We start from the raw sequence: 21,733 nt of genomic DNA on the forward strand, positions 1-21,733 counted from the left end.
CTACGTCGGTGACGGCGCACAATTCGAGGCGAGGTTCCGAGCCGAGGGCCGACCGGTTTTCCCGGATTTCTCCGCTTCGGACTCCTGGGGGATCACCGTCGAAGGCCTGGTGCAGACACTGTGGGTGCATCTCATCCTCCCCGACGGACTGGCACCGCAGAGCCGTCCCGAGGGCGCGGAGACCCCCGGGGCCGGCTGGCTCGGATTTCTCGCCGACGCGAGTGATCTGCTCGCCGGAACCCTCAACCCGGCGATGGTGCCCGCGCTCATCGCCCAGATCGTGGTGCCGCGCCTGGCCACATGGTGCGCCGTCTACCTGGTCGACGCCGCGGGTGAGATGCGGCCGGAGTACGTCTGGCACACCGACGAGACAAAGATCGACTCACTCCGCGAGGACCTCGCGCAGGTCACGGCGACCACGGTCGTCCCGGACCGGTCCGCTCCGGTGGAGCTCCTGGAGCTGGCGGGCTCACGCGCTTTGATATTCCCGCTGGTCGCCAGGGGCCGGGCGCTGGGGGCGATGTGCCTGGGGCGGTTGACCGGGCTGACCGACGAAGCCGTCCACCTCGCCGAGGACCTGAGCCACCGGGCGGCCCTCGCCATGGACAACGCCAGGCTCTACGCGGAGCAGGCGGCGGCCAACCAGGCCCTGCAGCGCAGTCTCCTCCCTCCGGACATCCCCGAGGTCCCCGGCGTGGACTGCGCCGTGGTGTACGAGCCCGCCGGCGAGACCAACGAGGTCGGCGGCGACTTCTACGATCTCTTCCCCGCCGGGGACGGACGGTGGCGGTTCGCGATCGGCGACGTCTGCGGCACCGGACCGGAGGCCGCCGCGGTGACCGGCCTGGCCAGGCACACCCTGCGCCTGCTGACCCGGGAGGGGTACGACGTCGCCGACATCGTCGCCCGCCTGAACACGGCGATCCTGGAGGAGGGCGAGCGGGCGAGGTTCATGACCCTCCTGCACGGCGAGATGATCGCGGGACCGGAGGGGGTACGGCTCCGCCTGGTCTCCGCGGGCCACCCCGAGGCGCTCCGGCTCCGGGCCGGCGGCGCCGTGGCGGGTGTGGTGACCGCGCAGCCGCTACTCGGGGTCTTCGAGGAAGCCGAGTACCACACGGACGTGGTCGACCTTGAGCGCGGGGACGTGCTCCTCGCTGTCACCGACGGGGTCACCGAGCGGCGGTCGGGGGCACGCCTCCTCGACGACGACTCCGGCCTGGCCAAGCGGCTCGCCGAGTGCGTCGGCCTGTCGGCCGGCGCGGTCGCCGAGCGGATCCGCCGGGCCGTGGCGGAGTTCGCCCCGGAGCCGAGCGCCGACGACCTCGCCATCCTGGTGCTCCGCGCGCCCCACGCCTGAGGGGTACGGGCTCCGCGTGCCACCGGAGCCGCCTGACGGCCGTACGGGCCGCAAGGCTTTGCCCGGGCACCCGATTGCGCCTGAGCCCGTCGTGGCGGCCGTACGGCCGATGTGCGGGGACGTTCCGGCCGAGCCTGGGCACCCTTCGTCCCGACGGCGGCAAGCCCGGTCGTTCCGCGCCCGGCTCAGGCGAGGCCCAGGTGCTTTCTGGCGAACGCGAGCTGGGTGGACATCTGCCGGATTCGCTCCTCCATCAGCAGTGCGCCGTGGCCCGCCTCGTAGCGGTAGACCTCGTGCTCACGGCCGAACGCGGCGAGCTGTGCCACATAGTTGTCGACCTGGCGGATCGGGTAGCGCGGATCGTTCTCCCCCGCGAGTACCAAGATCGGTGAGGTCACCTGGGCGACGTAGTTGATGGGCGAGGACTCCTTGTACCGGGAGGGCACCTCCGCCGGGGATCCGCCGAACAGCGACCTGGTGAAGGACTGGGCGCCGCGCATCGCGTCCTCGTAGGCGGCCACCGAGTCGGCGACGGGGTTGGCGGCGATCCCGAGGGCCCAGTCGTCGGGCTGGGTGCCGAGGCCGAGCAGGGTGAGGTAACCGCCCCAGGTGGCACCGGCCAGCACCAGCCGGGTCGGGTCGACCAGCCCCTGCTTCACCGCCCAGGTCCGTACCGCGCCGATGTCCTCCAGCTCGGTCAGGCCGATCCGATCGTTCACCGAGTCCCGCCACGCGGTGCCGTACCCGGTCGAGCCCCGGTAGTTCACCCTGATCACCACGAACCCGTGGTCCACCCACGCGGCCACCTCGGGGAGGAACGAGTCGTCGTCGTGCCAGGTCGGCCCACCGTGGACCAGGAACACCGCGGGGTACGGGGCGAGCCCGGTGTCGGGCCGGGAGACCAGCGCGTGGATCCGGCCGCCGGGTCCCTCCACGTCGGCGTCCTCCGCGGGCACCGAGGGCGGGGCGGCCGGACCGGGCGGGTGCATGACGACCTGGCCGCCGGTGGAGCGGACGAGCAGCGGGCTGGACGCGCTCGACCAGCAGTACTCCACGACGCCGTCGGGCCGGGTGGCCGCCTCGCTGATCACGCCGCGCGTGGTCGGCAGCGGGAAGAGCTGACCGCTGGCCAGGTCGTAGCGGTAGAGCTCGTTGCGCCCGCGATGCCGGTGGACGATCAGCAGCGACCGGCAGTCCTCGTACCAGTCGGCGATGATCTCACCGGGGAGCCGGAGCCAGACCTCGCGCTGGTCGCCGGTCTTGACGTCCCAGACGAGCGGCTCGGGCCGGCCGCGTCGTTCGTGGATCGCCAGCAGGCGGGTGTCGCCGGGCGCGGGCGCGAAGCGCACGCCGTACAGGCCCTTGCCGGGTCCGTCGCACAGCTCGGTGACGACGGCTCCGCTCTGCCTGAGGATCTTGAGGCCGGGATGCCGGGGATCGCCGTGCTCGCTGTGGTTGATCGCGATGTGGCCGCCGTCCATGGAGATCCCGACGACCTGGGCGTAGTCGGCGTGCTCGTAGATGGTCCTGGGTTCCTGGCCGGGTGCGACGAGGACGGCTCGGGAGCCGGTCATCGAGTGCTCACCGACGACGGCCGTCCCCGACGGGCCGAGGGCGAGCCCGGCGTACTGCGCCGGTTGCAGACCCGGGGTGGCGGGCTCGTCGGGGCCGCCGAGGAAGGGCTGGCGCATCCAGACGCCGAACTCGCCGCCGGAGGTGTCGGCGAACCACCAGATCCACTGACCGGATGGGTCGATCTTGGCGAGGTTGGTGCCGTTCGGCCGTACCGTCACCTGACGGGTCGTCCCCGCGGAACGATCCCAGGCGTAGATTTCCCAGGTGCCGGTGGCGCTGCTGCGGTAGACCGAGCGAGCGGGGATGTGCTTTGCCCACACGGGCAGTGTCACTCGCGGCGCGCGGAACCTGGATTGCCAGCGTTCCTCGGGCTTCACGTTGGCCCTCTCCTTCCCCCACCCTCGGTTCGAGCTGTCACGGGGAGGCCCCGTAGCCGTTGTGTCTCAGTGCCGCTGCCGAACCGGGCAGTGGAGCGGCCGTCTCACCGTCCCCCGCACCGTCCGGCATCGCATCATCATGATCCTCGGGGTTGCTGGTTAGGGTCCGACAATGTCGTGATATGTGGCACTTCATCTAGGGAGACGGGTGGATGTATCGGTAGCCGGGGTCAACATGAGCCGATCAGTTGATGCAGATCGTCATCCAATGAGGGGCATCGGTCAAGAGGATGCTTGCTCAAAGCGGTTTGAGCAACGAAAAACGAATGAAGAATGGCCTCGGCGTCACAACTTCCGACTGGACTCGATGCGCAGAGTGCGGATTCCCTCAAGCCTTTTCCGGCATGGCCGCGCTGGGCGAGGCCATGCCGGAAAGGATATACCTGATTACTTGGCATATCCCGCGAAAACGTAGACCTCGTCGGCCACCGATGCGGCCGCCTGGAGGTCCGCCGCGACACCCCGCTCGAACTTGGCCGGGTCGATCTGGAGCGCGGTCCGGCGCAGCTGCTTTCTCGCCCGCAGCGCCTTGGTCACCTCGTTCTCGGTGAGCCCGTCCCCGAACACCTGGGCGTCCGAGCCCTGCCGGGAAGCCGACACCAGGACGGTCTGCGCGCCGCTCTGCAGCGGAAGGTCGAGCCGGAACCTCGCCTCGGCCTCCGCCCGCGTGGTGTCCCAGCCCTCCGACCCGTCCTGGGTCAGACCGGCGTCGCGCGCACCCACGTGCACCCGAGCGTCCCAGCCCCTGCTCTTCACGGTCACCCACTGGTTGAACTGGGCCTGCGTCGCCGAGAGCCCGAAGGCCCCGTACTCGCCGGCGAACGGGACGCTGTTGAGCGTGACCGCGTCCACGGCGCCGGTGAGGAGGTAGCGCTCCGCGTTCTCCGCGGTGAGGAGGGGGTACTTCGCCCGCAGCGCGTCCAGGCAGGCCTGCACCGCGCCGCAACCGAGCTCGGGCACGACCGCGTCCACGGCGAGACGCTTGCCGGGCGCCGCCGTACGGAGCGCGGCCGAGGTGTCGGCCACGAACCGCTGGACCTCGTCCGGGCTCTTGAACTCGGGACGGTTCCCCAGGTCGTAGGAGAACTTGATCCCGGCCACCCCCGGCCGGTTGGCGTGACCGGCGAGGCGGGTGACGGCCGCACGGAACCGTTCGGGCCCGGCCAGCCAGTCGTCGGCCAGTTCGTCCTCGACCCAGACCCGCAGGCCGAGCGCGGCGGCCTGGTCGACGGTCTGGTCGACCGTGGCCCCGTTCGCGGTCTGCTGTGCCTGGTCGTTCTCGGGATGGTCACCGGGATCGGGGTCCACGCTGCCGGGGGCACCCGTCGGGGTCGACTCCGGCCGGGGCGGCCCACAGGTGTCGTCGGCCGCGCACATCTCGTCCAGGGGCCAGGGCTTGGCCGAGTCCACCCGGCCCGGGGTCATCCAGTACTTCGCGATATCCAGTGCTTCCTGGTCGCTTCCGACGAGATAGCGGCACACCACGTGGTCGGGCGTGCCCTCGGGAAACAGTCCGCTGCAGTCGCCGCCGCGCCGCTGGCCCGGGTCGTCCAGGGCCAGCGCGGCGGTGGGTGTCAAGCTTACGGCGACGAGAGCGGCAGCCAGTCCGACAGTGGTCATCCATCTCGGTTTACGTGGTCGCACGTCCTGGTCTCCCTCGTGGGGCGCCGACAAATCACTCAATACGGATGATCGGCACTATCTCACGGATGAGGTTCGTGCGCAGCACGGGCAGCGAGACTTGTTGTCTGACGGCTGTTACTCACTTTTCGTCGACGGGGAGCCGATACCTCAGGACGAAACGGTCACTGGGGAGCAGGATGTCGGCCGTCTCGACCGGTCGATTGCCGGAGAAATGCGTGCGCTCGATGACGAGCAGCTGGCTTCCCGTCCGCAGTTCCATCTCCTCGACTTCGCTGTTCGAAGGCGCCCGCACATGCACCTCCTCCACGACCGAGTCGATGCGCACGTCGTCGGCCGACATCCGGGCGATCACCCCGTGCCCCGCGGATTCGTGGTTCTCGGGGGTGACGATCCCGGGCTCGTAGGAGTACGTGAGCGCCAGGCACTCCGCATTGACGATCATGGCGTATCGGGTGCGGGTGACCTGATCCCCGGGGCGGATCAACAGCCGCTGGGCGATTTCGGGGGAGGCCGTGCCGATGGACGTCTTCCACTCCGGCTTCACCCCCAGCGCCTCGACCTCGGCGGCGAAGTGGGAGCGCTCGTGCGAGTAGAGGTTGCGGTTCAGCCGCGTCAGGTCAGGCTGCTTCCGGACATAGTGCCCGGAGCCCACCCGGCCTTCGATGAGACCCTCCGAGGTCAGGAGTCGCAGCGCGTTGCGCGCCGCGGTCTGGCCCACGTTGTAGTGCTGCGTGATTTGCACGCGTGAGGGGACCGGCGAGCCCGGTGGCAGGGTGCCGTCCAGGATCTGGCGTCGGAGATCTGCTGCTACGCGCAGGTAAACAGGGTCAGGGCTCGGCATCGATCACTCTCAGTCGTGGATCTGCGGCCAATTGTTGCGGATCCATGGACAAGTTGGAACTCCAGCCCTAACCTGGTGCTCCAACTTTACTTCTTGTGATCGGTCTGTGGCTGGAGGTGGCGGTGGACGCGTGGACTGTAGTGCTTCCTGCTTCCACAGGCATGGTGCCAGTTGCGAGGGCCTTCGCGCGGCAGTTTCTCCTAGACCACCCCTTCGTGGCGGATACCGAGCTCGTGCTCTCCGAGCTCGTGACCAACGCCGTCGTCCACGGTTCGGGAGTCGATGTCGCGATCAGCCTTGTGCACAAAGGTGACTCCATCCGCGTGGAGGTGAGCGATCACGGTTCGGACTCCTCTCCGATCCGCCGTGATCCGTCCCCCGACGCGGACGGAGGCAGAGGGCTGCTGCTGGTGGACTCCATCGCGAGTCGCTGGGGCCACGAAGGGGTTCCCGGCCTTTACACCATGACCTGGGCGGAGATCTCTACTGAGGAAACCCATGAGTGATCAGGACGACGCACTGACGCGATATCGCCGGTTCCTTGAGCGGGTGCCGACCGCCTACACGCGGCGGGGCGCCGATCTCGAATCGCTGCGGGTTCTCGTCGCGAGGTATCCCGAGGAGGCGAAGGAACTGCTGGAGCGGCTGGGCTACCTCGCCGGCGGCGACCGGCGGTCCGAGGCGGCCGAGACCCGTTCCGGCGACCCACCGGACGAAGGGCCGCCGTGATCGGAGCTCCATGCCTCGGACCGCCTCCGTGCCACGTCAATCGATGCGGTGCAACCGCCGGAAGAGCGTGATCCACCGTCCCGGCGGCGCAAACCCCACCACCGTTCTCCGGTCGAGCTCCGCGGCGTCGAACGCGTCGCGGAGCCGCGGGGCCGAATGGTGGCGGCGCAACGACGCGTGCAGCGAACCCCCCACCCCGGTGAAGCCGAGGGAGACGAGGTCGCGGAAGTCGGGGAGCGAACCCTGCGGCAGCAACGCCTGGGCGCGCCTGGTCAGGCGGAGGATCCCGCAGTCCACCGCAGGCATCGGACGAAAGCTCCGGCGGGGGATTCGGCCGTGCAGCCGCCATTCGAACAGCGGCCAGGTCTCCACGGTGAGCCGGGTCCACCGTCCGTAGTCACCGGTGCGCTTACGGGCGTACTCCAGCTGGGTCACCATGGTGGCCGAGGTGAGCCGGTCCGCCCCCAGGCACCAGTCGACGATGCGCGCGGTGACGGCGAAGGGGATGTTGCCCACCACGGCGAACTCCTCCTCCGGAGGTTCGGCGCGGAGGAAGTCGCCGTGCACCACCTGGACTCTCGGTATGTCCGGCAGGCTTCCGGCCAGCCGTTCGTCGATCTCGAACGCGACCACCTTGCGGCACGATCGTGCCAGCTCACGGGTGAGGGCGCCCCGCCCGGCGCCGACCTCCACGATGAGGTCGTCCGGGCGGGGCCGGGCGGCTTGCAGGACTGAAGCGATCGCGGTGCGATCGGTGAGGAAGTTCTGGGAGAGCTCCCGCCGACGGGACTTCGCCCCCCGCTGATTCTGCACATAGGCCCGCTTTTGGGGGCCGGTGTGATCCCAATGTTTTCTGGCGATCGGCACAGCCGGTGTCCTCTCCTGCCGACGCGGGGTCGGCGGTGGGACAGGCGACGCGGTGACGTGGCGGCCTGTCCGAGGTGATGTGGACTACTCGGAGGCCCTGGGCACACGAAAGACGCGTTTAGATCACGGAAGCGATCCGTGAGACGCCGGTACGCGAGAAGGCGCTATGCCGTGAACGGGTGCGCGGGGGCGTCGGTGGCGTCCTGGTAGGCCAGGGCACTGAGCCGGAGGCGCAGCCTTGCGATCATCGCGTGGGCCCAGGGGGACGCCCCGCCAATGATCGCTGCCGTACTTGCACCCATGGGACCACCGTAGAGGACGCACCCCGATCGGCCAACCGGGTTTCCCGGTCGACGCACCGGCCGCCCTAGACTGATGCCCATCGTGACCGTCGCGAGCGACCTGCGAGCGTGACATGACCGGCAGCACCGTCGACCTCAACGCCGACCTCGGCGAAAGCTTCGGTCGATGGCGTCTCGGCGACGACGACGCGATGCTCGCCTACGTCAGCAGCGCCAATGTGGCCTGCGGGTTCCACGCCGGGGATCCGACGGTGCTCCGGCGGACCTGTGCACGCGCGGTCGCCCGCGGGGTAGCCATCGGCGCCCAGGTCGGTTACCGGGATCTCGCGGGCTTCGGGCGCAGGTTCGTCGACGTCGCCCCCGACGATCTCATCAATGACGTGATCTATCAGATGGGTGCGCTCGACGCCTTCGCCGCGATCGCCGGGGGACGGGTCGCCTACCTCAAGCCGCACGGCGCGCTGTACAACGCGGTGGTGCACCATGAGGCGCAGGCCCGGGCCCTCGCGCACGCCGTACACCTCTATTCGCCCGGCATGCCGGTTCTCGGCCTGCCCGGTTCCGCATGGCTGCGGGAGGCGGACCGGGCCGGCTTGCGGCCCGTCCCCGAAGCGTTCGCGGATCGCGCCTACACCGCCGAAGGCACCCTGGTACCGCGTACCGAGCCGGGGGCGGTCCTGCACGACCCCGCTCTCATCGCCGAACGGTGCCTGCGGCTGGTCGCCGACGGTCAGGTGATCGCCGTGGACGGCACTCCGCTCACGGTGCACGCCGAGTCGGTCTGCCTGCACGGCGACACCCCCGACGCGGTGGAGATGGCGAGGGCCGTACGGCTGACGCTGACCGAGGCGGGGGTGGCGGTCGCCCCGTTCGCCGGGGCACGGGCATGAGGCTGCTGCGCTGCGGCGACGCCGGGCTCCTGGTCGAGCTCGGCGGCCTTGCGGAGGTACACGCCCTCTACGGCGAGATCACGCGTAACCCGCCGCACGGGGTGAGCGACGTCGTTCCCGCGATGCGGACCATCCTGCTCCGCGTCGAACCGGACGCCTCCCTCGACGCGGTGGCGCGAGCCGTACGGGCCTTGGAGGCCGCGCATCCGGAGCCGGCCCAAGGCGATCTCGTGGAGATCCCGGTGGTCTACGACGGAGCAGACCTCGTCGAGGTGGGTGAGCTCACCGGGCTGGGCGCCCGTGGCGTGGTCGAGGCGCACGGAGCGACTGAGTGGCGGGTGGCGTTCTGCGGCTTCGCCCCGGGTTTCGGGTACCTCGTGGGCGGCGATCCACGGCTGCAGGTGCCGCGCAGACCGGAGAGCCGGGTCAGCGTGCCCGCCGGGGCCGTGGCGTTGGCGGGGGAGTTCACCGGCGTCTACCCGCGGGCCTCCCCGGGCGGCTGGCAGCTCATCGGACACACCGAGCAGGTCGTCTGGGATCCGGCGCGCAACCCGCCGGCGCTCCTGCTCCCCGGTGTCCGGGTGCGATTCACGGAGGTCGCGTGAAGGGGCTGGAGGTGCTGTCGCCCGGTCCGCTCACGACGATTCAGGATCTTGGGCGACCCGGGCTGGGCGCGCTCGGCGTCGGGGTCTCGGGCGCGGCCGATCGGGCGTCCTTCCGGCTCGCCAACAGGCTCGTGGCCAACCCCGAGGGCGCGGCCGGGCTGGAGATCACCCTGGGCGGTCTGGTCGTCCGGGCGCGGGGCCCGCTCACCGTCGCCGTGACCGGGGCCGCCTGCCCCGGCACGGCCGTGAACTCGGTGGTCCGGCTCCCCGACGGGGCGGTCCTGCGGCTCGGCGAACCCGGCTCCGGGCTCCGCACCTACCTCGCGGTGCGCGGCGGGATCGACGTGCCGTCCGTACTCGGCTCGCGGTCCACGGACATGCTGTCGGGCATCGGTCCCGATCCCGTCCGCGCGGGTGCGTTCCTGCCGGTCGGACCGCCGCCGCGATCGTGGCCCCAGGTCGACGCCGCTCCTCGGCAGGACATACCCACCACGATCGTTCTTCGGGTGGTTCCCGGTCCCCGGGACGACTGGTTCACCCCGGACGGTGTCGCCGTGCTGTGCGAACGGCCCTACACGGTGAGCGCGGACAGCAACCGCGTGGGTCTGCGACTCCGCGGCGCCGCACTCACCCGGTCACGCGCCGGTGAGCTCCCCACCGAGGGGATGGTCCCCGGGGCGCTCCAGGTGCCGCCGTCGGGTCAGCCGACCCTGCTCCTCGTCGACCACCCGGTTACGGGCGGCTATCCGGTGATCGGCGTGGTGGTGACCGAGGACGTCGATCTGGCCGCTCAAGTCCGGCCCGGGGCGCTCATCTCGTTTCAACTCCGATGACTGTCCAGCCGAGACACGGTGGAGGCGCTATAAGAGTCGAGTACAGCTAAGCGATCTTAAGGTGTCCGATGAAACGTCTTACTGTTCTGTTTGCGGCCTTCGCCGCGGTCGTTCTTCATGCGACGACCGCTCAAGCCGCACCCCAGCCGCTCTCCGGAAGCGCCGTTTACTACAAACTCGGCTCCGGCGGCAAGATCGAGGTGTGGAACTACGCCTCGGGCGGCGGAGGTGGCTGGCACAAGATGGCCGTCACCGCGGGGAGCGGGCAGTTCTCGGCGTCCCCGGACGGCACCAAGGTCGCCTGGATCGACGACAAGGGCAGACTGCACGTCTTCGGCTCCGCCGGAGACAAGGTGGTGGCGCGTAACGCCCTCTACTCCGGACCCTGTTCGACACCGACGTGGTCCGCGGACTCGCAGCGGGTCGCGTACACCCTCCCCTCGACCACGGAGAGCGCTCCGGTCGCGGTGGTGGGGGCCGACGGCCGGGGCGCGCGCAGAGTCGGGACGACGCTGGGTGTCTGCCACCTGACCTGGTCGGCGAACGGACGCCATATCGCCGGATACGCAGGGAACACCGACGGCGTCCACATCCTCGATGTGACGACCGGACGGTCCCGGCGGGCACCCGGGATCAAGAACGCGAACCATGTGCAGAGCCTCTCGCCCGACGGCCGCAACGTCGTCGTCAACCGGCTCGCTCCGAACGCCGAGGGGGGCGACGGGTCCTGGCCGTTCGTCTACCGGCCCACGGTCGTCGACACGCTCACCGGTGCCGAGGTCTCGATTCCGGTCCGCGGCGCGCTCATCGGGGCGCTCTACCTGCCCGACGGCCGGCTCGTCGTCCGGGTGAAGGGCAATTCGCGGCACATCCTCGTGGTCCTGTCACCGCAGGGCAAGGAGCTCCAGCGGCTCACCGAGCCGACCCTGGCCAGAAGGATGGCGCTGCTCGGCATTCCCGGATAGCGGTCGACCACGGCCGTGGGCATGCGGTTACTGAGGCTGCATGTCCGCGGCCACCGCCGCGGGAAAGCCCGGCCAGATGTAGACGCAGTCCGGCTCGCTCTCCTGGTTCTCACTGCCGTCGGTGAAGTTGGTCACCGAGAAACCGTGCCGCACGTAGAAACGCCGGGCGCCGGTGTTGCGCTGAAAGATGTAGAGCCGAAGGCCCTCCGGGTGGGAGTTCTTGGCGGTGTTCAGCAGGTGCGTGCCGATGCCTTGCCGCTGCGCCTTCGGCTTGATGTAGAGGTGTCCCAGCCAGTTGTCGTGGAGTGCGGCGAATCCCAGGATCGGTCCATTCTCCGCCGACTCGGCGACCCATACCTCGTGGCAGGTGAGCATGGTGTGCTCGATCCAGTGGCGGATCTCCGCGTCGGTGTGGAGCCGCGGCAGATAGCGCATTCGCGCCCGTGCGGAGAGGAAGGTGTCCGCGATCTCGGAGGCGTCGGACTCGCGTGCTCGTCGGATGGTGATCTTCATGCGGTGGGGGTTCCGTTCTCCGTGGCGAAGTCCGTTCTCCGCTCATCAAGGACCGGATACACACGTCACCTCAGGGGGTTCGCCGATCAAGGCCTGCGCTCCAGTCAAAGTGGTCAGCGTAGGGCGTTTAGGTGGTCATGCCATGTGTGAGGTTAAGTTCATCATGCAAGGACTAACCTGACGCAACTCCATATTTCACCAGATGAGATGACGTTTTGTCCCACCGGTCCCCCAATAATGTCGCGTCTCTGACAATCCGTCAGGAAGATTGTGGTAATCGGGGGTGTGTGATCTCCGCCAGGGCTGCCCGAACCCGGCGGGCAGCCGCGACAGGGCCCGTCAGTCACGACGTTCCCGCGTTTCGTGACGCCGCCCTCCACCAGGGCAGATGAGGACCCAATGCAGGAACGGCCTGAATCGCCCCGGTGAATGCCGGGACCTCGGGGTCGGTGCGGCCCGGATCGGTGGGGGCGATGTTGAGGAAGACGATACCGCCGGAGTATCGGCCGTGGTCTTCTCCAGCCGTATCGGCGGAGCCAGGGAGCCGCTCACGGACGCCTCACCCGATCGAGCGATGGCATCGGGGCCAACCCAGGGGACGTGGCCGCGTCGCAGGGTTTAGCGTGCGGCCTCGTGCGCATCGACGAGCTGCTTGGGCGCGGTCAGGCACCACGCCTCGGTGACCAGCTCGAACAGTTCGTCCGCCTCGATCCCGGAAAGGTGCACCACCACCCAGCCGAACCTGCCTGCGGTGAACTGGATCTCAAAGACCTCCGGGCGCTCGGCGACCAGCGCGAGCTGCTCCTCGATCGTCGATTTCAGCCCTACGGTCTCCGTCTTCTCCCACAGGTAGCCGAAGCCCTTGCCATGCACTCTCAGCGACACCCAGTCGCCTCCGTCGCTCTGTTCGACCTCCGGCAGCTCTTTCAACATCTTCAGGAACTCATCGACGCTCACACCCATGGTTTCAGCTATATCAGAGCGCTCCGACACTTTCTCAAGGGGCTGAGCTGGGCCGGAAATCCTGGCGAGGGGTTCGGACATGTACTGACCGAACACCCGACACCCCCAGGGAGCCTCAATGAGGATGCCGTGTGGATGACCTAGCCCGATCCCATTTCGAGGCTGCGTACCACAGCACCTACGAACAGATCCTCGGATACGCCATGCGTCGGTGTGCCTCGCCGGAGGACGCCGCCGACATCGTCGCCGAGACCTACTTGATCACTTGGCGCCGGATCGGCGAGATACCGTCCGGGGACCAGGCCCGGCTCTGGCTGTACGGCGTCGCCCGCCGGGTCATCGCCAACCACCGCCGCGGCGAGCTCCGCCGGCGGACCCGCCACGCCGAACTGCTGGCCGAGGCGGAGCGGCTGTACGCCGAGATCCCGCCCGAGGCCGATCCCGCCGTACAAGCGGTCGGCGAGGCGTTCGGCCGCCTCAACCCGGACGATCGGGAACTCCTCTCCCTCGCGGTGTGGGAAGGCCTCGACCCAGGGGAGATCTCCAAGGTTCTCGGCTGCTCGCGCAACGCCGTACGCATCCGCCTGTATCGGGCACGCAAGCGATTGGCCCGGCTGCTCAAGGAGACCGGGCCCGAACTCGGCGTCGTCCGGACGCCGCTTATGAAGGAGGAGCCGGTATGAAGCCCGACGATCAGCTCATCGCCCGGCTGGCGCGGATTGGGGACGGCGATCTGACAGGTCAGGCGTCCGGCACCGGGGCACGGACGCTGCTGGAGGAGATCGTGTCCACGCCGGCGGTCCAGGAGCGGCGCCGGTCGTCACTGGTTGGCTTGACCCTGCGGCGTGCCCTGGTCGGCGCGGTCGCGGTGACGGCACTGGCCGGTGCCTTCCTTGTCGGGCCCACCCTCTTCAAAGCCACCGGCGAGGTGTACGCGGGACAGTCGGTGATCGTGGACCGAGATGGCGACGACTACCTCTTCTACATCACTGACTCCGCACCCAAACCCGAAGACCTCAACAAGGCGTTCGAAAGGCTGGGGTTGAACGCGGTGGTGGACCTCAAGCCGATCTCCCCGCAAAGCCGGGGCTCATTCATCGGCCTCGACACCGAAGGCAAAGGCGACCATGTTGCCGCGCAGGGGGCTGATGACTGCCAGGGTCGGGTCCTGACCTGCGTGAGCATGTTCCGCATCCCGATGGAGCCGAAGGGGCGCATCCGGCTCAGCCTGGGCCGCGCGGCCAAGCCCGGGGAGAAGTACGCTTTCCCGGCCGATGCGACCTGGCCCGGCGAGCCGCTGGCCGGGGTGAACCTCAAGAACCAGAGCGTGACCCAAGCCGAGCAGGTGATACGGGGCCATAGTCTCGGCGTGGCCTACGCACTGGTATGGCCGGTCAAAGCCGAGGGCGGTGAGGGCCACAACCTCGAGGAGAACGTGCATGCCAGCCGGATAGATCCGGGTTGGCGGATACTTGAGGCGACGACCTACAACGACGGCGTCATCGTCCTGCACGTACTCCCCAGCCCGCAGACCACGCCCCCGCCGGGCTTCCACAACGACCAGCCCTGATCCCCTCGTCCGGCTGACGCACAAGTATGACGAAGGCGACCTGACCCGCACTCTCCGCGGATATAGATCGCCTTCGCATTCGTCGGGGTGGCGGGATCTGAACTTACGACCTCTTCGTCCCGAATGAGGTATGGAGACCTACCCGGCCTGCGCGGATTGGCTAATGCGCAGTTCAGAGTATTGGTCTGCGTTGGTCTAGGCGGTGTCGGATCGGGGCGGCTGTCTTCTCCGCGGGTTCTCCCGCGCTGGACGGACCATAGGGCTCACGCCCCGGGTCGGCGCGATGAGCTCCCAAACGGAGTCAACGCCGCAGGCCGGCGAGGTTCCGAAGACCTTGTTCTTGGAAGCCCCTGGGCCGCGAACTTCCAAGAATAAGGGCCGGCCGTGATGTAGGACCAGTTCACTCCGACAGATCGGATTCAGGATTATAAATCAAACCTGCTCAGGTCTGCGGTTCCCGTATCCGCTTTATAAGACAACAGGTAGTGCTTACCGTACAGTTCGAACGGAGTGAGCGTTGTCCACCCCGTTGTCCAGTTCTCCCGCCACACACTGGTGTACGAGCCGTCCTTGTTGAATTTGTCAAGAGCCGCTTCGCCCGACCCGTTCTTGTACGACAGCAGGTAATACTCACCGTAGGCCTTGAACGGGACGAGCGTTGTCCACCCCGTCGTCCAGCTGTGCTGCCACACACTGGTGTACGAGCCGTCTTTGTTGAATTTGTCAAGAGTTGCGTTTCCGGACCCGTTCTTGTACGACAGCAGGTAATACTCGCCGTACAACTCGAACGGGGTGAGTGTTGTCCACCCTGTTGTCCAGTTGTGCTGCCACACGCTGTTGTACGAGCCGTCGTTGTGGAACTTACTTAGGTCTGCGTTTCCGGACCCGTTCTTGTACGACAGCAGGTAATACTCGCCGTACAACTCGAACGGGGTGAGTGTTGTCCACCCTGTTGTCCAGTTGTGCTGCCACACGCTGTTGTACGAGCCGTCGTTGTGGAACTTACTTAGGTCTGCGTTTCCGGACCCGTTCTTGTACGACAGCAGGTAATACTCGCCGTACAACTCGAACGGGGTGAGCGTTGTCCACCCCGTTGTCCACTGTTCTCTCCATACTCGAGTTAAGCGCACAATCGGAGTTTTGCTTGGGATCGGACACATGTCAACCGGCGTCGATGATCGGAATGATCCGCCTCACCGGGACCGAGTGGATCTGATCTGTACGATTCCCGGGTAAGTGAATTGCCGATACCGCTGATTTTTAGAAGGCAGGCCGGCGTTGACAGCATTGAGTGACTGTGGCGTTCGCTACCTGGCTGGACCGGTGTCCACGACAACGGGCGTGCGGACTCACGCGGTCGAACCTGTGGCGTCGCGAGCGAGTCGCGGCACGGTCTTCGGCTACAGAGGCTGAGCCGCTTCGTTGACTTTGCGGACCCGGATGTCGTGTGCCTGGATATGTGTGCCGTCTGGGGTGGTGTAGCGGAGCCTGGGGACCGGTTGGTCGGTTGCCACGTCCACCAGGACCGAGTGCTGTTCCCCGGGCGTGAAGGTGTGATCCTGCCCCCATTGGCGCAGGCTGACGATGAGGTCGAAAAGGTCCTTGCCCTTGTCGGTCAGGACGTAGTCCTGGTAGCTGCCGCCGCCGGATGCGGGCTCGACACGCAGGACACCGACGTCGACCAGGTGACGCAGTCGTGTGGCGAGGATGTTTTTGGCGATGCCGAGACTGCGTTGGAACTGGCTGAAGCGTCGGACGCCGTCGAAGGCATCCCGGATGATCAGCAGGGACCACCGGTCGCCCACGATGTCGACGGTGCGAGCAACCGGACACGTTGAGTCGGTTGGCCGTGCGTTCATGACGACCTCCCTTCAGTGATGCGCCGCAGCACATCAACTGGTTGCAAAATAAAACCACCCTCAGCTATGGTGGTTGCATTCTACTACCACTTGGCTCGGGCTCGCAGTGCGACCCCAGATCGAATCATGGGGAGGGGGTGGGTCATGGGCTGGCTGGGCGCCGACCGCGGCCGTACGGCGATAGGGACTGCGGATACGGGAGCCACGCGTATCGGCACCGGACTCACCGTGCTACTGGCGGTGGCGTGCGCTGTGTCGGTGGCCAACGTGTACTACGCGCAGCCGCTGCTCGGTCGAATGGGCGTCGATCTGAACCTGCGCGCCGAGCACCTGGGGCTGGTGACCACGGTGACCCAGCTCGGCTACCTGATCGGGCTGGTCGCGATCGTACCGATCGGGGATCTGGTCGATCGCCGGCTTCTGATCGTCGCGCAGGCCCTGGTGGCCGCCGCCGCACTGGTGGCGGTCGGACTGTCCGGCGACACGGCCGTCTTCTTCGTCGCCATCGCGGTCATGGGCCTGGTCTCGGCGGTCGTGCAGGTCATCGTCGCGTATGCCGCGGTGTTGAGCGACCCGGGCCGGCGCGGTCGCGTGGTCGGCGTGGTGACCGGCGGCGTCGTCATCGGAATCCTGCTGGCCCGCACAGTGTCCGGGCTGATCGCCGACCTGTGGGGATGGCGATGGGTCTACTTCGTCTCGGCTGTGCTGATGCTCACGTTGGCCGTGACCCTGGGTCGGCTGCTACCGCCGGACCGCATCCCCAAGGTGCGGGCCTCCTATGCCCGGCTGATCTCCTCCGTGGTCATCCTGACGGCGCGGGATCGAGTGTTCCGGGTGCGCAGCCTGATCGGACTGCTGATGTTCGGCGGGTTCGGGGCGGTCTGGGGGTCGATGGCGCTGCCCCTCGCAGCCGCCCCGTGGCACCTGTCAAGCGGCTGGATCGGCCTGTTCGGCGCCATCGGCGCGGTCGGCGTGGTCGGCGCCGCCCGGGCCGGACGACTGGCCGACCGCGGCCTGGCCCAGTGGGTCACCGGCACCGCGTTGGTCCTGTTCAGCCTGTCGTGGGCGGCAATCGGGGCGGCTCCGTACTCCCTGATCCTGCTCGCCGTCGGCATCGTCGTGCTCGACCTGGCCGGGCAGGCCCTGCACGTCACCAACCAGCATTTGATCGTCCAGACCGATCCCGCCGCCGCCGGCCAGATGATCGGTGGCTACATGGCCTACTACTCGATCGGTACCGGTGGCGGCGCGATCGCCGCGACCAGCCTCTACGGCCTCGCCGGCTGGAATGCCGTCAGCGCCTTCGGGGCAGGCCTCTCAATGCTCGCCCTGCTCATATGGGCCATCGACCGACTGGCACGACGTCGTTCTCCGGACCCGGCGTCGAACCACCCGCCGCGTACGAGTCCACCGGCGGAGCGACAAGCGATCCCATGACACCCGCCCATGCGGATGGCGGGTCCGTCCGGTTCATGATCAACCGGCATCTCGCCATCGGCCGGAAAAGGAGTATCCATGACCACGCACCACCGCAAGACCACCATCGACGGCCTGGAGATCTTTTACCGGGAGGCCGGGGATCCCGGAAATCCGACGTTCCTCCTCCTGCACGGCTTCCCCGCTTCGTCGTTCATGTTCCGCCGGCTCATCTACCTGCTCGCCGGCCGGTTCCATGTGATCGCCCCTGACTACCCCGGATTCGGGCACAGCGCCGCCCCGCCTCCATCGCGGTTCGACTACACCTTCGACCGTCTCACCGACATCGTGGAACACCTCACCGAACACCTTGGATTGACCCGGTATGGGCTGTACATGCAGGACTTCGGTGGTCCCGTCGGCTTCCGACTGGCCACCCGCCACCCCGATCGCGTCGCGTTCCTGGTCATCCAGAACGCCAACGCCTACGAACAGGGGCTGCCCGACGGCTTCTGGGCGCCCCTGCGCGCCTTTTGGGCCGACCCCAGCACCACCAACCGCGAAGCCATCCGCTCCGCGGGGATCTCCGACGCGGCGCTGGAGTGGAACTACACCCACGGAGTCAACGACCCGTCCCGCATCGACCCGGACAACTGGGTGCTGCAAAGCGCGTTGCTGAATCGTCCGGGCAACAAGGACGCCATGCTCGACCTGCTCTACGACTACCGCACCAACCCCGGCCTCTATCCGCGCTGGCACGAGTACTTCCGCACCCACCAGCCACCGGCCTTGATCACCTGGGGCGCCAACGACGAGATCTTCCCCGAAGCGGGGGCGCACCCCTACCGCGACGACCTTCCTCACGCCGAGATCGTCATCCTGGACACCGGCCACTTCGCGCTCGAAGACCACGCCGAGATCATCGCGAAACACATCACACGCTTCACCGCGCAACTGTGAGCGACAACCTGCGGGCGCCGGAAACGCTGTAACCGGCTTCAAGCCGCGATATCACCCGGCCCACCCGGCCAGTGGTGACCTCCCAAAGCAGCCGGACGTTGCCGGTCCAGGCCGTCGAACGGGGCGCATGACTTCGGCCGCAGCGCCGCGGCGCAGACATCTTTCGTTGGACGGGCATCCAATGGGTCGAACCGAGATGTCTGGTCGGATGCCGGCTCCCGCGAGGCGCAGCCAAGCGCCCCGGCCAAGCAGATCCTGGTCCGGTCGGGGGTTGTCGTGGGTCCCGTGAGGCGCAGCCAAGCGCCCGATGACGTCAAGCAGACCCTGGCCCGGACGGGGTGGATGGGGGTGCGGGTGGCGAAGCCCCCGCTCCGCGAGGCGGAGCCGAGCAAAAACAACGAAGGCGACCAGGCCCACGCCTTCCATGGACACCGGTTCGTGTGATGGCTCCCGCGAGGCGCAGCCAAGCGCCCCGGCCAAGCGGATCCTGGTCCGGTCGGGGGTTGTCGTGGGTCCCGTGAGGCGCAGCCAAGCGCCCGATGACGTCAAGCAGACCCTGGCCCGGACGGGGTGGATGGGGGTGCGGGTGGCGAAGCCCCCGCTCCGCGAGGCGGAGCCGAGCAAAAACAACGAAGGCGACCAGGCCCACGCTCTCCGTGGACACAGGTCGCCTTCGCGTTCGTCGGGGTGGCGGGATTTGAACCCACGACCTCTTCGTCCCGAAGCAATCCAACCGTGATCACAACCAGCCGGTCTATGCCTGATGACCTCACCGAACAGCCCACCGAAGTCCGTAGGCGTCCACTGACGTCCATGGCGGTTGTAACGCAGCTGGTCACTCACCCCCCGCTCCCTACACCTCAGTGATCAGCCGAGATGACGCTCCGAGAGCGCCTCACGTTGCTATCCCTCAGAGGGTTGATGAGGCCCGTACATGACCAGCTGGGAGAATGGGCACACCCATCCGTTGCTATCCCTCAGAGGGTTGATGAGGCCCGCGATACAGAACGTCGTCCAGTTTAAGGCGTGGCTGTTGCTATCCCTCAGAGGGTTGATGAGGCCCTGGACTCCCCCGATCGGGTGCTCGGCGCGTTCTGGGTTGCTATCCCTCAGAGGGTTGATGAGGCCCCCATGATTATGTCGCAGGTCAATGGCTCGTTCCGTAACAGGATCCGGCGTGGGATTGCAGTGAACCTCCGGTAGCGCATAGACCCCGGGAGGTCCGCTGCAAACTCGGCTCCATGATGGCACGAACCCGCTGCGCCGGCATCGGCAGAGACGCATCGGACAGCGCCGCGTGCGACGCGTAACGCTCATTTCAGCTGCTGCGGTAAGGGACTGGTGAGGATGTCTCGTGAATCGTGGCGCGGACAGACCCGGTGAGGGAAACTCGCTGTCATGGCCAACTTGACCATGACGACACAGCGGTGGAACGAACTGACGGCGCTCCTGGAGGACGAACAGCGGCTCAAGGCCGAGTATCCCAAGGTGGCCGACTATCTGGACATGGCGACCGGCCTGCCGGGAACTGGTGATGATCAAGCCGACGCGGCCTTTGACCTCAGGTTCGTGCACTTCGTGACCGGTGGGCTCACTGCGAGCGCGAACCCGTACTGGGACATCGTTGAGCCGTTCGTGTTCGAGCACGAGGGCCGGCGTGTGGTGAACGGCGGTCAGGCCAAGGGGAGCGCGCGACTCGCGTACGCACAAATGATCCTGCAAGCGACCTACGCCTACGCGATTCCTTCCCCGGAGACCATCGCATGGATGTCTGATTTCTGCGCTGACCTCCCGATCGTGGAACTAGGGGCTGGTCGGGGATATTGGGCCGCGCAGTTGGCGCATTCGGGGCTCACAGTGGACGCGTACGACCTGGAACCACCAGACAGGACCAAGAACGTCTCATTCCTCGAAGCTGCCGGACAGGCGGACGTGTGGCACCCGGTGTACGGCCTGGAGGAGTTCACAGCAGGCACCAACCACGTGCTGTTCCTCTGCTGGCCGCCTGGTTGGGGCGATGAGATGTCGTCCGAGGCGCTGGCATCCTTCGAGAAAGCCGGTGGCGAACGCCTGATCTACATCGGGGAGCCCAAGGGTGGCAAGACCGGCAATGAAGCCTTCTTCGATACCCTGTCGGCCCGCTGGAGACTGGACTCCGTAGACCCGCACTTCGTTTCGTGGTGGAGAGAGTCAGACATCGCGCAGGGCTGGGTGCGGAACTGAGGGAACAGCAAGAGGGGGCGCCGAACGATTCGGCGCCCCCTCTTGCTGTTCGGCTACCTGAGGGACATGCGGAACACGAACGCGTCGTAGCGGTCCCTCGGATACGACACGTCGGAAATCATGATGACCCGGCCATCATCAGCGAGAAACCGCTGATTGACGGTCTTGACGAGATCACCGGGCGTGGTGCGCAGCCAATCGGCATGCAACGCTGCCGGGAGTTGGTCAGCAATGGTCTCTTCCAGGAAGGCCGCTTCCGACACGCCGACAATGCCCACCGGCTGGTAGGTGTCGGAGATCGAGATAGGCCGAACCCCTTCGGTCGCACGGGTGATGACGTGGGTGATCAGCTCACCCTCTGAGAGCCCGAGAACTTCTGCGAGTTCCCCAATGGCGGGAATCTCCCGCGTCTCCCGCTCGACCTGAATTCCTCGATCGGTTTCGTTCTCGAACGAGCGCTCGGCAGACTCCATCTGCCGCTCTGGCGAGACGCGCACGAGGTTGGGCCGGTCGGCGACGAACACGCCGCGCCGCCGTACGGATCGAACGAGCCCCTGGCTCTGAAGCAGCTCAAGGGCCTTCCTGACGACGATCTCTGAGACTTCGTTCTCTTGAGCGATTTCCTTGTAGCTCGGTAGCTGGACACGAGGCGGTAGTTCTCCGCTGCGGATACGCCGGGCGTAGTCACCCGCGATGCGGACGTAGGCCGGTTCTGGCACTGGTTACTCATCCCCTTCGGCGGTTCTTCGGTGTCGTGCTCAACGTATACGCAACATCGTATCCCAAGGGCTTGTGCGTATACGTAGCTACGTATACGCTAGCCCCTGTGACTCGCTCCACGCGGAGAGGTCACCCGGAAACGCACGGAAGACCCGATTGCATCGCTTCGAAGGGAGGTGCTTGCGATGCACGATCACCGACCGACCCGCCGCGTCTGGCCGACGCTGCTGCTTATCGCCTTCGTGGCGTTCGTACTCCTACGCCCGGAGAACGCCGCGACGTTCGTGAACCACACCGGCCACGCGCTGACCACATTCATCAACAACCTGTAGCAACCCGGATCGGCATCCACGCCAAAGGGCGACCCCCCATCCACCAAGACACAGGGCCGCCCACTCCACGAAAGGAGCACATCCATCATGACGCACCCGTTCCCCGCCGCCAAGGCCACCGGCTGTCCG

24 protein-coding genes are annotated in these 21,733 nt (G+C 67.3%); 14 read left to right on the forward strand and 10 right to left on the reverse strand.

What is annotated here, in order from left to right:
- The first annotated feature begins 109 nt into the window (after positions 1-109).
- On the forward strand, positions 110-1,360 hold the full coding sequence (locus RUR_RS36015) for a PP2C family protein-serine/threonine phosphatase (RefSeq protein ID WP_283139706.1): 1,251 nt from the start codon (positions 110-112) through the stop codon (positions 1,358-1,360).
- A 185-nt stretch (positions 1,361-1,545) separates the two neighbouring features.
- Here the strand turns inward: RUR_RS36015 and RUR_RS36020 are convergent, their stop codons facing one another.
- The 3 genes from RUR_RS36020 to RUR_RS36030 all read right to left on the reverse strand — a co-directional run bounded on the left by RUR_RS36020 (position 1,546) and on the right by RUR_RS36030 (position 5,857).
- Positions 1,546-3,312, reverse strand: a complete 1,767-nt coding sequence (locus tag RUR_RS36020) for a S9 family peptidase (RefSeq protein ID WP_283139707.1) — start codon at positions 3,310-3,312, stop codon at positions 1,546-1,548.
- Between the two features lie 447 nt (positions 3,313-3,759).
- Positions 3,760-4,992 (reverse strand): hypothetical protein, encoded by a 1,233-nt coding sequence (locus RUR_RS36025; protein WP_283139708.1) that lies wholly within the window; start codon positions 4,990-4,992, stop codon positions 3,760-3,762.
- Between the two features lie 142 nt (positions 4,993-5,134).
- Entirely contained in the window at positions 5,135-5,857 is a 723-nt protein-coding gene (locus RUR_RS36030) for a GntR family transcriptional regulator (protein ID WP_283139709.1), read from the reverse strand.
- 161 nt (positions 5,858-6,018) lie between these two features.
- On the opposite strand from RUR_RS36030, the gene RUR_RS36035 reads away from it, so the two are divergent.
- Both RUR_RS36035 and RUR_RS36040 read left to right on the forward strand, forming a co-directional pair.
- Complete coding sequence (locus RUR_RS36035; protein WP_283139710.1) at positions 6,019-6,363, forward strand: ATP-binding protein; 345 nt, start codon at positions 6,019-6,021, stop codon at positions 6,361-6,363.
- Entirely contained in the window at positions 6,356-6,586 is a 231-nt protein-coding gene (locus tag RUR_RS36040; RefSeq protein WP_283139711.1) for a hypothetical protein, read from the forward strand. The genes RUR_RS36035 and RUR_RS36040 overlap by 8 nt, the downstream gene beginning before the upstream one ends.
- 36 nt (positions 6,587-6,622) lie before the next feature.
- Here RUR_RS36040 and erm read toward each other — a convergent pair whose 3' ends face one another.
- Positions 6,623-7,399 carry an ErmE/ErmH/ErmO/ErmR family 23S rRNA (adenine(2058)-N(6))-methyltransferase gene (gene erm / locus RUR_RS36045; protein ID WP_283139712.1) on the reverse strand — a complete coding sequence of 259 codons (777 nt, stop codon included), beginning with the start codon at positions 7,397-7,399 and terminating at the stop codon, positions 6,623-6,625.
- Positions 7,400-7,617: 218 nt separating this feature from the next.
- Positions 7,618-7,755, reverse strand: coding sequence for a hypothetical protein (locus tag RUR_RS36050; RefSeq protein ID WP_283139713.1), 138 nt, complete (start codon positions 7,753-7,755; stop codon positions 7,618-7,620).
- A 113-nt stretch (positions 7,756-7,868) separates the two neighbouring features.
- On the opposite strand from RUR_RS36050, the gene RUR_RS36055 reads away from it, so the two are divergent.
- The 4 genes from RUR_RS36055 to RUR_RS36070 all read left to right on the forward strand — a co-directional run bounded on the left by RUR_RS36055 (position 7,869) and on the right by RUR_RS36070 (position 11,048).
- A complete protein-coding gene (locus RUR_RS36055) occupies positions 7,869-8,645 on the forward strand; it encodes a LamB/YcsF family protein (RefSeq protein ID WP_283139714.1) in 777 nt (258 codons plus the stop codon).
- Positions 8,642-9,250 carry a 5-oxoprolinase subunit B family protein gene (locus tag RUR_RS36060; protein ID WP_283139715.1) on the forward strand — a complete coding sequence of 203 codons (609 nt, stop codon included), beginning with the start codon at positions 8,642-8,644 and terminating at the stop codon, positions 9,248-9,250. The genes RUR_RS36055 and RUR_RS36060 overlap by 4 nt, the downstream gene beginning before the upstream one ends.
- Positions 9,247-10,083 (forward strand): 5-oxoprolinase subunit C family protein, encoded by an 837-nt coding sequence (locus tag RUR_RS36065; RefSeq protein ID WP_283139716.1) that lies wholly within the window; start codon positions 9,247-9,249, stop codon positions 10,081-10,083. The genes RUR_RS36060 and RUR_RS36065 overlap by 4 nt, the downstream gene beginning before the upstream one ends.
- A 68-nt stretch (positions 10,084-10,151) precedes the next feature.
- The gene (locus RUR_RS36070; RefSeq protein WP_283139717.1) at positions 10,152-11,048 is read left to right on the forward strand and encodes a TolB-like translocation protein; all 897 of its coding nucleotides are present in this window, start codon (positions 10,152-10,154) and stop codon (positions 11,046-11,048) included.
- 27 nt (positions 11,049-11,075) lie between these two features.
- Here RUR_RS36070 and RUR_RS36075 read toward each other — a convergent pair whose 3' ends face one another.
- Positions 11,076-11,561 carry a GNAT family N-acetyltransferase gene (locus RUR_RS36075; RefSeq protein ID WP_283139718.1) on the reverse strand — a complete coding sequence of 162 codons (486 nt, stop codon included), beginning with the start codon at positions 11,559-11,561 and terminating at the stop codon, positions 11,076-11,078.
- A gap of 618 nt (positions 11,562-12,179) precedes the next feature.
- The gene (locus RUR_RS36080) at positions 12,180-12,524 is read right to left on the reverse strand and encodes an MmcQ/YjbR family DNA-binding protein (RefSeq protein ID WP_283139892.1); all 345 of its coding nucleotides are present in this window, start codon (positions 12,522-12,524) and stop codon (positions 12,180-12,182) included.
- Between the two features lie 131 nt (positions 12,525-12,655).
- On the opposite strand from RUR_RS36080, the gene RUR_RS36085 reads away from it, so the two are divergent.
- Together RUR_RS36085 and RUR_RS36090 are read left to right on the forward strand one after the other, a co-directional pair.
- Positions 12,656-13,207 (forward strand): RNA polymerase sigma factor, encoded by a 552-nt coding sequence (locus RUR_RS36085; protein ID WP_283139719.1) that lies wholly within the window; start codon positions 12,656-12,658, stop codon positions 13,205-13,207.
- Positions 13,204-14,094 (forward strand): hypothetical protein, encoded by an 891-nt coding sequence (locus RUR_RS36090; protein WP_283139720.1) that lies wholly within the window; start codon positions 13,204-13,206, stop codon positions 14,092-14,094. The genes RUR_RS36085 and RUR_RS36090 overlap by 4 nt, the downstream gene beginning before the upstream one ends.
- A gap of 425 nt (positions 14,095-14,519) precedes the next feature.
- Here the strand turns inward: RUR_RS36090 and RUR_RS36095 are convergent, their stop codons facing one another.
- Together RUR_RS36095 and RUR_RS36100 are read right to left on the reverse strand one after the other, a co-directional pair.
- Complete coding sequence (locus RUR_RS36095) at positions 14,520-15,224, reverse strand: hypothetical protein (protein ID WP_283139721.1); 705 nt, start codon at positions 15,222-15,224, stop codon at positions 14,520-14,522.
- 270 nt (positions 15,225-15,494) lie between these two features.
- A complete protein-coding gene (locus RUR_RS36100) occupies positions 15,495-15,953 on the reverse strand; it encodes a winged helix-turn-helix transcriptional regulator (RefSeq protein WP_283139722.1) in 459 nt (152 codons plus the stop codon).
- A 126-nt stretch (positions 15,954-16,079) separates the two neighbouring features.
- On the opposite strand from RUR_RS36100, the gene RUR_RS36105 reads away from it, so the two are divergent.
- From RUR_RS36105 to RUR_RS36120, 4 genes are all read left to right on the forward strand, one after another.
- Positions 16,080-17,390: an MFS transporter gene (locus RUR_RS36105; RefSeq protein ID WP_283139723.1), complete on the forward strand. Its 1,311-nt coding sequence runs from the start codon at positions 16,080-16,082 to the stop codon at positions 17,388-17,390.
- Between the two features lie 78 nt (positions 17,391-17,468).
- Complete coding sequence (locus RUR_RS36110) at positions 17,469-18,329, forward strand: alpha/beta fold hydrolase (protein ID WP_283139724.1); 861 nt, start codon at positions 17,469-17,471, stop codon at positions 18,327-18,329.
- 285 nt (positions 18,330-18,614) lie between these two features.
- Complete coding sequence (locus tag RUR_RS36115; protein WP_283139725.1) at positions 18,615-18,773, forward strand: hypothetical protein; 159 nt, start codon at positions 18,615-18,617, stop codon at positions 18,771-18,773.
- Between the two features lie 954 nt (positions 18,774-19,727).
- Positions 19,728-20,552: a hypothetical protein gene (locus RUR_RS36120; protein WP_283139726.1), complete on the forward strand. Its 825-nt coding sequence runs from the start codon at positions 19,728-19,730 to the stop codon at positions 20,550-20,552.
- Between the two features lie 53 nt (positions 20,553-20,605).
- Here RUR_RS36120 and RUR_RS36125 read toward each other — a convergent pair whose 3' ends face one another.
- Positions 20,606-21,271, reverse strand: coding sequence for a GntR family transcriptional regulator (locus RUR_RS36125; protein WP_283139727.1), 666 nt, complete (start codon positions 21,269-21,271; stop codon positions 20,606-20,608).
- Between the two features lie 186 nt (positions 21,272-21,457).
- Here RUR_RS36125 and RUR_RS36130 point away from each other — a divergent pair, with 186 nt between their 5' ends.
- A complete protein-coding gene (locus tag RUR_RS36130; protein ID WP_283139728.1) occupies positions 21,458-21,604 on the forward strand; it encodes a hypothetical protein in 147 nt (48 codons plus the stop codon).
- The last annotated feature ends 129 nt before the right edge of the window (positions 21,605-21,733 follow it).

It is taken from the genome of Rhizohabitans arisaemae (assembly GCF_025996515.1).
Lineage (GTDB): Bacteria > Actinomycetota > Actinomycetes > Streptosporangiales > Streptosporangiaceae > Rhizohabitans > Rhizohabitans arisaemae.